Raw genomic sequence first — 13,872 nt, 5'->3', positions numbered from 1 at the left:
CTTGCGAAAGACCGTCTCGTTGGCGCGGTGAAAGGCGATCACACCAAGCGCGGAGCCGACGGGCAGGCTGATCGCGAGATCGATGAAGACGTCGACGAGAGGTCCCGATGTCCTCGCCGCGCTTTACTTCCGGTTCTCCTCACAAAACTTCAGCGCTGCCAGCGCTTCGCCGGCGCGCGGTATCTGCATCTCGATGCTGTCGTCGTCATCGTCCTCGAAATCAAGCGTGAGGCGCTTGGCCTTCGACAGGCGGTCCATGATCGACTGATCGTACTCGAAGATGCCGCGCACGGTGGTCTTGTCCATGACCTCCCACTTCGCCTTCTTCATGATCTCGACGTCATCGGTGCCGACATCGCCCTTCAGGATCTCGCCGACCTTGTCCCACTCCCAGCCGTCATAGATCATCACGATCACGATGGCTTTGTCGGAATAGGTGATGACGACGACGTAGTCGCGGTTCTCGTCATCCTTGTCCTTGTAGCCGCGGCTGGCGTTGCAGTGCGTGTCCTGGGTGCGCTTCTCGATGGTCCAGTCGCCGACCTTGGATTGTTGCGCGAGCGCCGGCCCGGCGCTCGCGACGCTTGCAAACAGCAAAGCGGCGAGAAGGACTCGTTTCATATCAGCCTCCAGGGTTCCCCGACCGAAGATGACCACCTCTCCCGGCAGGCCGCAAGGGCTCACGAGGCAAGCCAGTCGGCAAGCAGCTCTACTCCCGCCGCGGCACGATCACGATCGGGGTGAAGGTGTAAACCTCCTCGCCGTTCTGGTTGAACATCGTCCATTTCACCAGGGCGACGCCCTGCGGCTTCGACTTCGACGGCGTCAGGCTCATGACCTCGCCTTCGAGGTGGAGGCAGTCGTTGGGCCGGACCAGAATTGTCCAACGCAGGCCGTCGACGCCCGCGCCGATCAGCGGATGCGGGCCGAAGGGGCGGGCCTGGATTGCGAGATTCATGGCGATCGCCGCGGTGTGCCATCCCGACGCCGCGACGCCCTTGAACAGGGTGCATTGGGCAGCCTCGTGGTCGAGATGCATCGGCTGCGGGTCGAATTCGGCGGCAAAGCGCTTGATGTCGGCCTCGGTGACGCGAATCTCGGGAGACTTAAAACGCATTCCACGGTGAGATCGTCGAACCATTCCACCTTGGCCATTATTTTGGGCCATTATTTTGCCTCGCAACATAATTGCCACCCGCCGGAGGCGCGCGAGTTTGACTGACTGCGGAATGCACGGGTCCGCGGCACACAAACCAGCCTGAGGGTTCCCCGCGAAACCCCTTTCCCAATGCGACGAAATACGCCTGAAACAGAGGGGCGGCTATCTGGTTGTCAAAATCAAACAGGGACGGCCACCATGCAATTCTTGCTCGACCTCATCTGGGATTATTCCTGCTGCCAACATCTCGTCGCCCATCCGCTGCTGGAGGACGATCTATGATCGAACTTATCTCGGCCCTGCTCGCCCTTTGCAGCATCGGCGTCTTTGCAGCGCATGCCGTGGATGCCTACCGCACCACGCATTCCTGACCGGCCGGCGCCGGCGGCGCTGATCTAGAACGGCCGCCGGTAGAAATGCTCCGAATGCGTCGCCGCCGGAAACCGGTTGGCGAGCGTCAGCGCCCCCCTCTCGTCCGTCTCGAGCGCGATCTTCTGCGCCAGCATCACGTCGCCTGGCGCGAGGAAGCCTGACGGGACAAAGCACCAGCCCATCGTCGCAACCCCGGCGTCGTCGATTTCGTGAACATTGGCGGCGGTGCCGTAGTGGATGCGATACCGCTTGCCGGTATCGCATCCGATCACGTCGAAATACCGGTGCTGCTCGAACTGCGCACGCTGGGCCGGCGACAGCCATTCGGACAACAGCCGGCGGCCGCGGGCATCCGGCGTGTTCTCGCCGAAAAAGCGCCGGTAAAGCCCGCGCAGCGCGTGCAGGCGTGCTCGCGCCGGTGCGCGAAACCAAACTGCCGCAATCATGAGCAGCTCAGATCAACCGCCAACCAGGCGGGGATAGAACAGCGTTTCATGTGCGGTCGGGTCGAACGACCGGATACGGGTGACTTCGCCAGGCCCGGTTCGCAAGGCGGCGGTAAAGCCGGCTCCGGTCAGCTCCCGAAAACGCTGCTCGGCCCGCGCCAGCGCTTCGGCATTGTCCGGATCAAACTCGTGACGCGTGTCGCCGGTCTGATCCATCACGATCTGGGTAGCCATATCGAGTCTCCTCATGCCCAGCCCTGCCCTGATCAAGCAATCCTCATGCCGACGGTTCCTGACGGCAACAACTTTCTCGCGTACGGCGGTCACACCTTGCGGAGCTAATCCCTCGACGCCGCCGCCCCTCCGCCCTCGTCGATCTGCCGCCCCATCAGCGCGATCGCCTTCTGATAAACGCCGGCGGCATTCCAGGCCTCGATCGCGGCGAAATTCGGCTCGCCCGGCTGGTAACCGGCTCCCGCGCGCCAGCCATGGGCCTTGAGGAAATTCGCAGTCGAGCTCAGCGCGTTGGCAGCGACCTCGAGGTTGCCGGTGCCGTAGGCCAGGATGTTCTTGGGCATGAACTGGGTCTGGCCGACCTCGCCATGCATGGAGCCGCGGGTTGCCCCGGACAGCGTGCCGCGGTCGATCAGCTTCAGCGCGGCATAGAGCTGGTCGGCGAAGAATTCGGGGCGACGGCAGTCATAGGCGAGCGTCGCGATCGACGACAGCATGTTCTGGTTGCCGCGCTGGCTGCCGAATCCGGTCTCCATGCCCCAGATCGCGATCAGCGGCCCCGGCGGCACGCCATAGCGCTGCTGGATCGAGGCGAACAGGGCGGCCTGCGACTGCTTCAGGGAGCGGCCACGCGCGACGATGGTGGTGGCGCCGCGCTTGGCCAGGAACTGGTCGAGCGACAGCGAAAAGCTGCGCTGGCTGCGGTCGGCCGCAATGGTGGCGCTGGCGTAATTGGCCTGCATCAGCGCCGCGAGCGCGGTCGGGCCAATGCCTTTGGTCTGTGCCTCCGCACTGAACTCCCGCTTCCAGCCTTCGAAGCCGGCCGGCGTGCTGCCGCATTGCGCGGCCTCGGCGGCGGGCGCCAGGCAACCAAACAGCGCGATAGCGCCAAGAACCGCGCAAAGAACCGCCCCCGCAACAGCCCTGCCCCTGATCATACCCGCTATCTCCGTCCTGTACCGTTCGGCAGCGCAATCCTACCCGCTGGAAGGCGCCGACTCCATGGCCTGATCATGGGACAATTCGAGGCCTTCCAGCCCGCCCTCCTTGCGCCACCTTTCGAGCAGCCGCAGGAACGCCACCGGCCCGCGCCAATATTGGCTGTTTCTTGCCGCGATTGGATCGAACACGCCCTCATTGTTGTAGTAACCCGGCGTGCATTCAGCGAGGTAGGTCTGGCGGCCGAGCGCCGCCTTGACGACCTCGTCCACCCAGGCTTTCTCGGCGGCGAGCGTCGGCTCCAGCGTCCGGGCGCCGCGCTTGCGCGCTTCTGCGATCACATAGGCGATGTGCTGCGACTGTTCGTCGATGATGTGCGGGAAATTTGCGCTCTGGCCGGCCTGCACCATGACGATCAGGAAGCAGTTCGGGAAGCCGCGACTGTAGAAGCCGTGCAGCGTCTTGACGCCGTCGCGCCAGCGCTCCGAAAGACTCAAGCCGTCCCGGCCATAGACCTCGAATCCCATCCGGCGGGCGTAGTCCGTGCCGACCTCAAAGCCGCTGGCATAGATCAGGCAGTCGAGCTCGTAGGCCTTGCCGTCGACGACGACGGCGTTCTCGGTGATGCGCTCGACGCCCTCCCCTTTGGTGTCGACCAGATGCACGTTGGCGCGATTGAACGTGTCGAGATATTCGTCGTGGAAGCACGGCCGTTTGCAGAACGCCTTGTACCAGGGCTTTAACGCCGACGCAGTCGCTTCGTCCGTCACGACGGCATCGACGCGGGCGCGGATCTCCTCCATCTTGCGGTAGTCGGCTTGCTCGATGACCTTCAGCGCCTCCTCCATCGAGGTCACCGGCTGCGGCTGCCGACGCGGCGCGAGCAGTATCTCGCCGAGCAGGCCGGTCCAGCCGTCCTGCACCAGATCCTGTTCGAACGGCTCGCCCGAGATCACCGCGGTGAAATTGTCCATGCGCTCGCGCTGCCAGCCGGGCTTGAGGTTCTGCGCCCAGGACTGATCCGTTGGCCGGTCATCGCGCACGCCGATCGCCGACGGGGTGCGCTGGAAGACGTAGAGTTCTTTCGCGGAGCGGCCGAGATGCGGCACGCATTGCACGGCGGTGGCGCCAGTTCCGATAATGCCGACGCGCTTGTTGGCAAGGCCGGTGAGCCCGCCTTCGGCGTTGCCGCCGGTGTAGGTGTAGTCCCAGCGGCTGGTGTGGAAGCTATGGCCCTTGAAACATTCGATGCCGGGAATACCCGGCAGCTTCGGCCGGCTCAGCGGGCCGCCTGCGAGAACGACGAAGCGCGCGCGGATGCGATCACCGCGATCGGTCTCGACCAGCCAGCGCCCCTCGCGCTCCTGCCACGTCATCCGCGATATGACGGTCTGAAACAGCGCACGCTCGTAGAGACCGAAGTGACGGCCGATGCGGCGCGAGTGCTCGTAGATCTCCGGCGCGCGCGCATACTTCCGCACCGGCATGTAGCCGGTCGCCTCCAGCAGCGGCAGATAGATGTAGCTCTCGGTATCGCAGGCAGCACCGGGATAACGGTTCCAGTACCAGGTGCCGCCGAAGTCGGCAGCCTTCTCCACGATGCGAAAATCATCGATGCCGGCCTCGCGCAGACGCGCGCTGCACAGAAGGCCACCGAAGCCGCCGCCGACGATGAGCACCTCGGTCTGTTCGCTGACGGCCTCGCGTGCAAATCCGGGATCGGCCCAGGGATCGTCGAGATAGCGGCCGAAGTTGCCGCTGGCCTCGACATATTGCGCCTTGCCTTCAGCACGCAGCCGGCGATCCCGCTCGTCGCGGTAACGCGCACGCAGTGAGGCAATGTCGATCGTAGAGGCGCCGGCTGCGCCGGTCTTGTGTTTTTCCGCTGACATTCATCTCCTCCGCGGCGGACGCCGTTTCGCCGGCAGCTCACATCAGTTAGCCCCGAAAAAGCGACGCATGCAATCGCGTCCGCCGCTTTTTACGTGAACGTCGCGTGACGTTCCGCTACCCTGCCTTCAAATCACAAGCGTACGCCATGCAGCGACATGGCGACCCGGAGGAAACGATGCAGGGATTGATGATGGACATGCCGCTCCTGATCAGCGGCCTGATCCAGTACGCCGCCGACTATCACGGCGAAGCGGAGATCGTCGCGCGCGAGATAGAGGGCGATATCCACCGCTACACCTATGCCGATGCGCATCCGCGCATCAAGCGCATGGCGCGGGCCTTGCAGCGGCTCGGCATGAAGGCGGGCGACCGCGTCGGCACGCTCGCCTGGAATACTCACCGCCATTTCGAGATGTTCTATGCGGCACCGGGAATGGGCTATGTGCTGCACACCGTCAATCCGCGGCTGTTTCCCGAGCAACTCGTCTACATCATCAACCACGCCGAAGATCGACTGCTGTTCGTCGATCGCGCCACGCTGCCGATCGTCGAGGCGATTGCGCCGCAGCTCAAGACGATCGAGGCGTATATCGTGATGTCCTCGCGCGAGCGGATGCCGGAGACAAGGCTTGAGAACGCGCATTGCTACGAAGAGCTTCTGGAACAAGAGAGCGACGTCGAATTCGCCTGGCCAGTATTCGACGAAAAGTCCGCATCCACCATCTGCTACACCTCGGGGACCACAGGCAATCCCAAGGGGGTGATCTATTCGCACCGCGCCGCGATCCTGCAGACCATGACCAGCTGCAATTTCGATTTCCTGCCCGGGCATCTGGAAGGCGTGCGCGAGGTGATGATGCCGATGGCGCCCCTGTTTCACGGCAACGGCTGGAACATGCCGTTCACGGCGCCCTACACTGGCTCGAAGCTGGTGCTGCCCGGCCGCAACTACGAGCCCGACAAGCTCTATGAACTGCTCGAAGGCGAGAAGGTGACGCTCTCGGCGGGCGTGCCGAGCTTCTGGCTGATCCTGCTCGACTGGCTCGGGCGCACCGGCAACACATTCTCGACCCTGAGGGCGACACTGTCGTCGGGCTCGGCGCCGCCGCGCGCGATGGTCGAGAAGCTGAAGCGCGACTACGACATCGACTACATACAGGCCTGGGGCATGACCGAGGCCCTGGGCTGCTCGATGCCGGGCTTGCGGCCCGGATCGGAGCATCTCAGCGACAAGGAGAAATTCGACCGGCGCCAGGTGTCGGGCCGCGCCTGTTTCGGCACGAGCTTGCGCATCGTCGACGACGGCGGCAACGAGCTGCCGCGCGACGGCAAGACGGTGGGTCATCTGCGCGCCCGTGGTCCGTGGGTCGCCTCCGGCTACATGAAGCTGGACGAAGGCCTCGACCGCGACGGCTGGCTGATCACCGGCGACATGGCCGTGATCGATCCCCAAGGCCACGTCACGCTGACCGATCGCTCCAAGGACGTGATCAAGTCCGGCGGCGAATGGATCTCCTCGATCCAGCTCGAAGACATCGCGCTGTCGCATCCCGACGTGCTGCAAGCCGCGGTCGTCGCCATCACACACGAGAAGTGGCAGGGAGCGGCCGCTCCTGCTCGTCGTCCGCAAGAAGGGAGCGACCGTCGACGCCAAGACGCTGCTCGACCACATGCGCCCCAAGATTGCGAGCTGGTGGATGCCTGACGCCGTCGAATTCCTCGACGAATTCCCGATGACCGGCACCGGCAAGGTGCTCAAGTCGGCCCTGCGTGACAAGTTCAGGGAGTACCGCGTCGCATAGCCGGCGCACGATCTCGCAGCGCCCCATCGCCATGCGCGATCGTCTTCATCTTTTGGTAGATTCGGAAGCGATATATCGAGACGTCGCTGAATCCTGGATCGAGGACATCATGGCGTTTTCCGGATTGGGCATGCATCTCGGCAACCTGTCGCGCCTGTCGAATGCGCAGACGCGCTCGATCAGCCCCGAGAATTTCACCGGTGAGAAGGGCAAGGGCGGCATGTCCGTCGACGGGCCCGCGGCCCATCAGGCCCGTGATCTCGGACAGGGATGGAAGGTCTCGCCCTACGTCGTCATCGAACCCGGCGCGACGTTCAGCCTTGCTGACATCGCCGGCCAAGGCGCGATCCAGCAGATCTGGATGACGCTCGCACGGGGGCGCCTGCGCCATTCGATTCTGCGCGTCTATTGGGACGATCAAACGCTGCCGAGCGTGGAATGCCCGGCCGGCGATTTCTTTGCCTGCGGATGGGAGGAGTTTGCGCAAGTGTCCTCGCTCGCGGTCTGCGTCAATCCCGGCCGCGCCTTCAACTGCTATTGGGAAATGCCGTTCCGCAAGCGTGCACGCTTCACGCTGGAGAACCGCAGCGAGGAGCCGCTGACCGTCTACTACCAGATCAATTATACGCTGACCGAGGTGCCTGAGGACTGCGCCTATTTCCATGCCCAGTTCCGGCGCACCAACCCGCTGCCCTACAAGGAGGTCTACACCGTCCTCGATGGCGTCACGGGCCGCGGCCACTATGTCGGCACCTACATGGCCTGGGGCGTCAACAACAACGGCTGGTGGGGCGAAGGCGAGATCAAATTCTTCCTCGACGGCGACGGCGAATTTCCGACCATCTGCGGCACCGGCACCGAGGACTATTTCTGCGGCGCTTATAATTTCGATCCCTATGTCGCCCATTCCGGCCAAGGCCCGGCGCAGCAATCGCGCTACCAGGAATTCACCACGCCCTATGCCGGCCTGCCGCAGGTGATCCGACCCGATGGCGTCTACAAATCGCAGCAACGCTTTGGCATGTATCGCTGGCACATCCCGGACCCCGTGCGCTTCCAATCCGATCTTCGCGTAACCATTCAGGCGCTGGGATGGCTGCCCGGCACCAAGGAGGCGAAGTATCTTCCTTTGCAGGATGACATCGCCTCGGTCGCATTCTGGTACCAAACGCTGCCGACGCCGCCTTTCCCGCAACTGCCCGGCCCGGACTATCTCGAGATCGGCTAGACGCTGCCGCCGCCTCTCGATCAAGGAGACGAGGTCCACAGAAACCAGATCACGCGGCTGGAGCTGAAGAAATATTCGAACGCGTAAGAGAAGGGCGTTCTGCTCGTGATGCGACAGCGGCCCCTTCTTCCCTTCTCCCCTTGTGGGAGAAGGTGGCGCGAAGCGCCGGATGAGGGGTCTCTATCCGTGGAGACAGACCCTCACCCGAGTGAATACCTGTCCACCAGCGGAGCTGCCCTCTCCCACAAGGGGAGAGGACACAATTGTGCGCACCGCGATCGCTTCCTCGGCGCCCTCGCCTCAGTTCACCACATACACATCGGGATCGAATCTCGAGCTTGGCTTCTTGAAGGCATTGCGCAGGGACGGCGACATCGGGACGTTGTAGTTCAGGCCGTTCGGCGGCGTCGGCGATTGCAGCCACTTCTTGTAGAGGACATCGATCTCAGGGCTCGCGTAGAGTTCCGCCGTGGCGCGATCGGCGAGCGCCTTGAACGCCGCATCCTCCCTGCGCAGCATGATCCCGTACGGCTCGGGCTTAGAGAAGGTCTCCTGGCTGGTCGTGAAGAGCTGTGGTTCCTTCGATCGCGCAATCGCCACCGCAAGCTGGACGTCGTCGAGCGCGTAAGCCTGGGCGCGATCGGTCTCCAGCAACAGGAAGGCCTCGGCCTGATCCTTGGCCGGCATCAAATTGATGGCGAGATTGCGCTCAGTGTTGACGCAATCCGCTTTACGCTTCGATGCCGCGCCGCACCAGAATGCGCTCCGCGCTGTCGTTCCAGACGTCCATCTTGGTGATCTTGCCGTTCCTCACCACAAAGCGATCGACATAGCGATTGCCTTCGAATGCGGTCCCATCCTTCCACTCGCCGTACAACGTGCCGACGCTGTAGACGATGGTCTCGCCGTTACCCGGACAGACATCAAACCGATCCATCTTCTTCTTGACCCAGCGGTAACGCATCGCATTGAAGGAGGTGGGACCCCGCGGATGATCGAACTCACGCCCGCCCGTGAACGTGATGATCGTGCCCGGCGCCATATAGGCCGCCGCGGCGTCGGGGTCGGGAATCATCGATGCCGTAAGGTAGGCTTCCACGATCTGCGCGTCCGACAAGGACGTGCTTTCGCTTTTCACGGCAATGGACATGGCTATATCTCCCGGAGACTCTTCGAAATACTATCTCCCGCCTCGGGGAAGGAATGCACATATTTTGATCGGTTTCCACACCCCTTGCCGCCAAACCAAGCCGCCGAACGCAGCGAACTGCTATAGATACACTCCGTAAGATCCAGCACCATGATCGCCCAGACCGCTTTTGACCTGATCTTCCGTAACGCACTGTTGCGATCATCCGCCGCACCCGTCGATATCGGCGTGAAGGATGGCCGCATCGCTGCGATCGAACCAAGGCTCGCCTGCGAGGCTGTCGAAGTCGATATCGGCGGCCGGCTGGCCCTGCCCGGGTTCGTCGACAGCCATATCCATCTCGACAAGGCCTGCCTGCTCGGCCGCTGCGGGCACAATCTCGGCAGCGTCTCGGAAGCCATCCGCGCCGTCGCCGGGATGAAGCGGGATTTCACCGTTGAGGACGTCTACACACGCGGCGCCAAAGTGCTCGAGCGTGCTATCGTGCACGGCACGACGCGCATGCGCACCCATGTCGAGATCGATCCGCGGATCGGCTTGCGCGGCTTCCAAGCGGTCAAGGCGCTCAAGCGCGACTACGCCTGGGCGATCGACCTGTCGCTCTGCGTCTTCCCGCAGGAGGGCCTGACCAACGATCCCGGCAGCGATGAGCTCCTGGTCCAGGCGCTGCGCGACGGTGGCGAGACGATCGGTGGCTGCCCCTACACGGACACCGATCCGAACGCCCATCTCGCGCGTGTCTTCGATCTTGCACAAGAATTCGACGTCGATGTCGATCTGCATCTCGACTTCGATCTCGATCCGTCATGGTGGCACCTCGACGAGGTCTGCCGGCAGACCGAGCGGCGCAACTATCAGGGGCGCGTCGCGATCGGCCACGCCACAAAACTTTCGGCGCTGCCACCGGAGCGGCTGAAAGCCGCCACCGCCCAATTGGCGAAAGCTGGCGTCGCCGTCACCGTGCTGCCCGCAACCGATCTCTATTTGATGGGACGCGAAGCCACCTACAATGCGCCGCGCGGGCTGACTCTCGCCCACAAGCTCGTCGATAACGGCGTGCTGTGCTCGGTCGCTACCAACAACGTGCTGAATCCCTTCACGCCGTTCGGCGATGCCTCGCTGCTGCGGATGGCGAACTTCTACGCCAATGTCGCGCATGCCTCGGTCCGCGATTTCGACACCTGCCTCGACCTCGTGACCGAGCTGCCGGCGCGGCTGATGAACCTGACAGATTACGGAATCGAGGTCGGAAAGCCCGCCGATCTCATCGTGCTCGATACCGAGGACAGCCGCTTCGCCATCGCGGCGCTGCCTGAAATCCTGATGGGGTTCAAGAGCGGCCGGAAGATCTTCGAGCGGCATCAAGCCGTGCTGTTTCCGCCGTCCGAGTCAGGTAAGGCGCGGGCCGTCATCCCTCACGCTTGATCCTGGCCAGGATCCGGTCCGCTTCGGTACGCCAATCGGCGCTGCGGGCAAACTCCTTTGTCCCCCTCACGCCGAACAGACCCTCGTCGGCGAGGTCGGCCACCCAGGCCTGCCGTTCGGCCGTGCCTTGCGCGGACCACGGCGTCAGCCCGGCCTCGCGAACAGTCTCCGCGACTTCGCGTACCTCTTCGGCACGGCGGCGGCCGTGCTCGATCACGCGCTGGAAGAAATAGGCGCCCTGCTTCTCCCAGTCGATCGCGGGAAAAGTTTCCGCGAGTGAGGCCAGCACCGCGTCCTCGACGCCGTACGCACGTGCGGTGGTGAAGCTTTCGATGACCATGGCCTCAAGGCCCTTGATCATGATGCTGCGGCACATCTTTACCGCAGATGATACGCCAAGCTTGTCACTGGCAACCTTGGCCGAGAAACCGATCGCGTTCAGAAACGGCTCGAGCTCCCGCGCGCCGGGACCGCCGAGCAGCAGCGGCACCTTGATGCGATATGGCGGCACGGACGTCAACACCGCGCCCTCGACATAGCGGCCGCCGGCATCGTCAACCAGCGCGGCGGCGCGCTGCTTGGCGCCGGGAGAGGCCGAGTTGAAATCGAGGAACCACGTGCCCTGGTTGATCGCCGCAGCGCAGGCCTTTGCCACCGGCACGGTCTGGCTGGCAGTGACGGCAGACACGATGCAATCGGATCTCGCGGTGAGCTCGGCATGAGACGCCGCCAGCGCCACGTCGAACTTCGCCGCATGATCCCTCAGCGGCGCGTCCTGCTCGCCGCCGAGCTTGATGTCATAGGCTGCGACCTTGATGTCCTGCTGCCGCAGATCCTCTGCCAGAATCCTGCCGACCTCGCCATAGCCGACCAATCCTATCTGCCATCGCCTGGGATCCGACATCAGTTCAGTCCTCGTGTCGTCTCGTCGAAGAGTTCTTCAACGTCATATCGGCGCGGAATCAGCGCCTGCTGGAACGCATATTGGACGATCAGCTCCAGCGGCTTCCTGTTTGCTTCGACGCCGAACGGGACGAGGTCGGGCGTTGCCGGGAGCCCGGCCTGCATCTTGTTCTGCTTGAGAAGATCATAAACATCTGCGACCACGTCGGGATGCGATTTCGCGAGTTGCTCGGTCACGACCACGAGATGGTTGACCGGAACGACGCCGCGGCGGGCGTACCATTTCGTCGCCTCCGCCGCCGGATCGGGAAACAACGGTTTCAGGCGTGCATCGTTCGAGGTCTCGCCAAGGACGGCGTCGAGCTCACCGTCGATCAGCATTTGCAGGATCTTCCTGTCCTTCGGCGCACGCTCGGTGGTGTCGACATATTCGGCGACATGCGGATCCTCGAACGTGACCCAGCGGATGTTGTCGAGATTGACGCCGTAGTCGTTGGCGAGGATGCCTCTGATCCAGGCACCCGTCGTCGTCGTGAACGAGCGAATGCCGACGCGCTTGCCTTCGAGATCTGACGGCCCGAGCGTTCCCTGCGCGGGATTGTAGAGCGCGTAAGCGTGCTGAAAGCGGCCGAGCATGGTCGCCGGCAGCAGCACCAGCGGCTTGCCGTGCGCCTTCGCCATCAGATAAGTGACGATTGCCATCTCGCAGACGTCGAAGGCCTGCTCGCGCACCATCGGCTTGAACGCGGTGTTGGTCGGCGTGTACTCGATGAAGTCGAGCTTGAAACGGTCGGAGCGGAGCTCGCCGCTCTTCACCGCCTGGACATGGGGGTGGCTGCCGAGCACGGTCTTCAGCTTGAGACGATCCATCCGCCCGCTCCGCTTCTGTTCTGTCGCTCAGACATCCTCGGGATTGTCGACATAGACGAGCCCGGCCTTCGCCAGCGCCTCGCGCATGCCGTACATGTCGAGGCCGAGTTCGCCCGAGCCAAGCCGCTTGCGCTTGCCGCCTTCGTCGGCATTGCGCTTTTTCGCCTTCTCGGCGACCTCGGCGGCATATCGCTTCGGCACTACCACGACGCCGTCATCATCGGCCACGATGATGTCTCCGGGATCGACGTTGACTCCGGCACAGACCACGGGAACGTTGACCGAGCCGAGCGTGGCCTTGACCGTGCCCTTGGCCGAGATCGCGCGCGACCATACCGGGAACTTCATCTCGTGCAGCGCTTTGACGTCGCGGCAGCCGGCATCGATGATCAGGCCCTGCACGCCGCGCGCCCTCAGCGAGGTCGCAAGCAATTCGCCGAACATGCCGTCGGTGTTGTCGGTGGTGCAGCCGACGACCAGAATGTCGCCCTTCCTGCACTGCTCGACCGCGACATGGATCATCCAGTTGTCACCGGGCTGCGCCAGCACGGTGACCGCGGGACCGGCAATCGCCGCGCCCGGCCAGACCGGCCGCAAGTACGGCTTCATCAGCCCGATGCGGCCATAGGCCTCATGCACGGTCGAGACGCCGTACTCCGCCATTCCGGCGGGATCGGCTCGCTCAATGTTGCGAACGACGACCGGCTTCATTTCAGGATCTCCTCGACGGTCGGGAACAGACGGTGATAGGCCTCGCCATAGGTCATGGGCACGCCGGTGTTGCGGCTGCCCTGGATGCCACGATTAAGCGCGACACGCTCGTAATAGCCCCAGAGATGCTTTTGCGCGGCCAGAATCTGGAACGCTTCGTATTTCTCCTTCCAGACCTCGTCGATCTTGAGGATCAGGTTCGGCTTGAAGTTGCACATCTCCGGCTGGTGCGGCTCGAACAGGAACACCGGGGGCGCGGAATATTTGTACTGCGCGCCAGGCTTGTGGCCCATCGCCTGCGCGACCACGCGGGTCTCCTGCGCGAAATGCGCTGCGTTCGGGTGGTCGAAATTGTAGGGATCTTCCAGCGCATGCGTCAGCACGAAGCTCGGATTGAGCTCGCGGTAGATATCGACCATGCGGTCGAAATGCGCCTCGTTCAGCTTCAACGGATAATCGCCGCAGTCGAAGAATTCGATCTCGGCGCCGAGCAGTTTTGCGGCCCGCTCCGCTTCGTCCTTGCGCCCGGCCTTGACCGACGCCGATGTCGCGCCCGCCTCCTTCCAGGCAAACTGGCTCTCGCCGCGCTCGCCGAAGGACATGCACACGATCTTCATGCGATAGCCCTTCTTCGCGTGCAGCGCGATGGCTCCTCCAGCGCGCCAGACGAAGTCACCCGGATGTGCCGTGATTACGAGACCGGTCTTCATGAGACAAACTCCCCTCTTTCGTTCGCAAGC

The 13,872-nt window shown here is 63.3% G+C and carries 12 protein-coding genes and 3 pseudogenes; 3 read left to right on the top strand and 12 right to left on the bottom strand.

Annotated elements, in window-relative coordinates:
• Positions 1–123: 123 nt before the first annotated feature.
• From GWG65_RS19380 to GWG65_RS19355, 6 genes and pseudogenes are all read right to left on the bottom strand, one after another.
• Entirely contained in the window at positions 124–621 is a 498-nt protein-coding gene (locus GWG65_RS19380; protein WP_275197129.1) for a hypothetical protein, read from the bottom strand.
• Positions 622–709: 88 nt separating this feature from the next.
• Positions 710–1,155: pseudogene (locus GWG65_RS19375) on the bottom strand (MaoC family dehydratase).
• Positions 1,156–1,554: 399 nt separating this feature from the next.
• Positions 1,555–1,977, bottom strand: a complete 423-nt coding sequence (locus tag GWG65_RS19370) for a hypothetical protein (protein ID WP_275197128.1) — start codon at positions 1,975–1,977, stop codon at positions 1,555–1,557.
• Positions 1,978–1,989: 12 nt separating this feature from the next.
• Positions 1,990–2,211, bottom strand: a complete 222-nt coding sequence (locus tag GWG65_RS19365) for a hypothetical protein (protein WP_148741211.1) — start codon at positions 2,209–2,211, stop codon at positions 1,990–1,992.
• A 104-nt stretch (positions 2,212–2,315) separates the two neighbouring features.
• Positions 2,316–3,149, bottom strand: coding sequence for a lytic murein transglycosylase (locus tag GWG65_RS19360; protein WP_275197127.1), 834 nt, complete (start codon positions 3,147–3,149; stop codon positions 2,316–2,318).
• A gap of 39 nt (positions 3,150–3,188) precedes the next feature.
• Entirely contained in the window at positions 3,189–5,042 is a 1,854-nt protein-coding gene (locus GWG65_RS19355; protein ID WP_275197126.1) for an NAD(P)/FAD-dependent oxidoreductase, read from the bottom strand.
• Positions 5,043–5,218: 176 nt separating this feature from the next.
• Here GWG65_RS19355 and GWG65_RS19350 point away from each other — a divergent pair.
• Positions 5,219–6,845: pseudogene (locus GWG65_RS19350) on the top strand (long-chain fatty acid--CoA ligase).
• Positions 6,846–6,954: 109 nt separating this feature from the next.
• On the top strand, positions 6,955–8,073 hold the full coding sequence (locus GWG65_RS19345) for a glycoside hydrolase family 172 protein (RefSeq protein WP_275197125.1): 1,119 nt from the start codon (positions 6,955–6,957) through the stop codon (positions 8,071–8,073).
• A 300-nt stretch (positions 8,074–8,373) separates the two neighbouring features.
• Here GWG65_RS19345 and GWG65_RS19340 read toward each other — a convergent pair.
• Positions 8,374–8,793 (bottom strand): annotated as a pseudogene (locus tag GWG65_RS19340) (transporter substrate-binding domain-containing protein); the annotation flags it as partial.
• Positions 8,794–8,803: 10 nt separating this feature from the next.
• Entirely contained in the window at positions 8,804–9,223 is a 420-nt protein-coding gene (locus GWG65_RS19335; protein WP_275197124.1) for a nuclear transport factor 2 family protein, read from the bottom strand.
• Between the two features lie 150 nt (positions 9,224–9,373).
• Here GWG65_RS19335 and GWG65_RS19330 point away from each other — a divergent pair, with 150 nt between their 5' ends.
• Entirely contained in the window at positions 9,374–10,648 is a 1,275-nt protein-coding gene (locus GWG65_RS19330; RefSeq protein ID WP_275197123.1) for an amidohydrolase family protein, read from the top strand.
• Here the strand turns inward: GWG65_RS19330 and GWG65_RS19325 are convergent.
• From GWG65_RS19325 to GWG65_RS19310, 4 genes are read right to left on the bottom strand one after another with little or no spacing between them, the layout of a single operon-like run.
• Positions 10,632–11,555 (bottom strand): DUF1932 domain-containing protein, encoded by a 924-nt coding sequence (locus GWG65_RS19325; protein ID WP_275197239.1) that lies wholly within the window; start codon positions 11,553–11,555, stop codon positions 10,632–10,634. The genes GWG65_RS19330 and GWG65_RS19325 overlap by 17 nt on opposite strands.
• Entirely contained in the window at positions 11,552–12,421 is an 870-nt protein-coding gene (locus GWG65_RS19320) for a hypothetical protein (protein WP_275197122.1), read from the bottom strand. The genes GWG65_RS19325 and GWG65_RS19320 overlap by 4 nt, the downstream gene beginning before the upstream one ends.
• Positions 12,422–12,448: 27 nt before the next feature.
• Complete coding sequence (locus tag GWG65_RS19315; RefSeq protein WP_275197121.1) at positions 12,449–13,132, bottom strand: 4-carboxy-4-hydroxy-2-oxoadipate aldolase/oxaloacetate decarboxylase; 684 nt, start codon at positions 13,130–13,132, stop codon at positions 12,449–12,451.
• A complete protein-coding gene (locus GWG65_RS19310; protein WP_275197120.1) occupies positions 13,129–13,842 on the bottom strand; it encodes a PIG-L deacetylase family protein in 714 nt (237 codons plus the stop codon). The genes GWG65_RS19315 and GWG65_RS19310 overlap by 4 nt, the downstream gene beginning before the upstream one ends.
• Positions 13,843–13,872 lie beyond the last annotated feature (30 nt).

It is taken from the genome of Bradyrhizobium sp. CSA207, assembly GCF_029051685.1.
Classification (GTDB): domain Bacteria; phylum Pseudomonadota; class Alphaproteobacteria; order Rhizobiales; family Xanthobacteraceae; genus Bradyrhizobium.
This window is presented reverse-complemented; position numbering and strand designations above follow the sequence as displayed.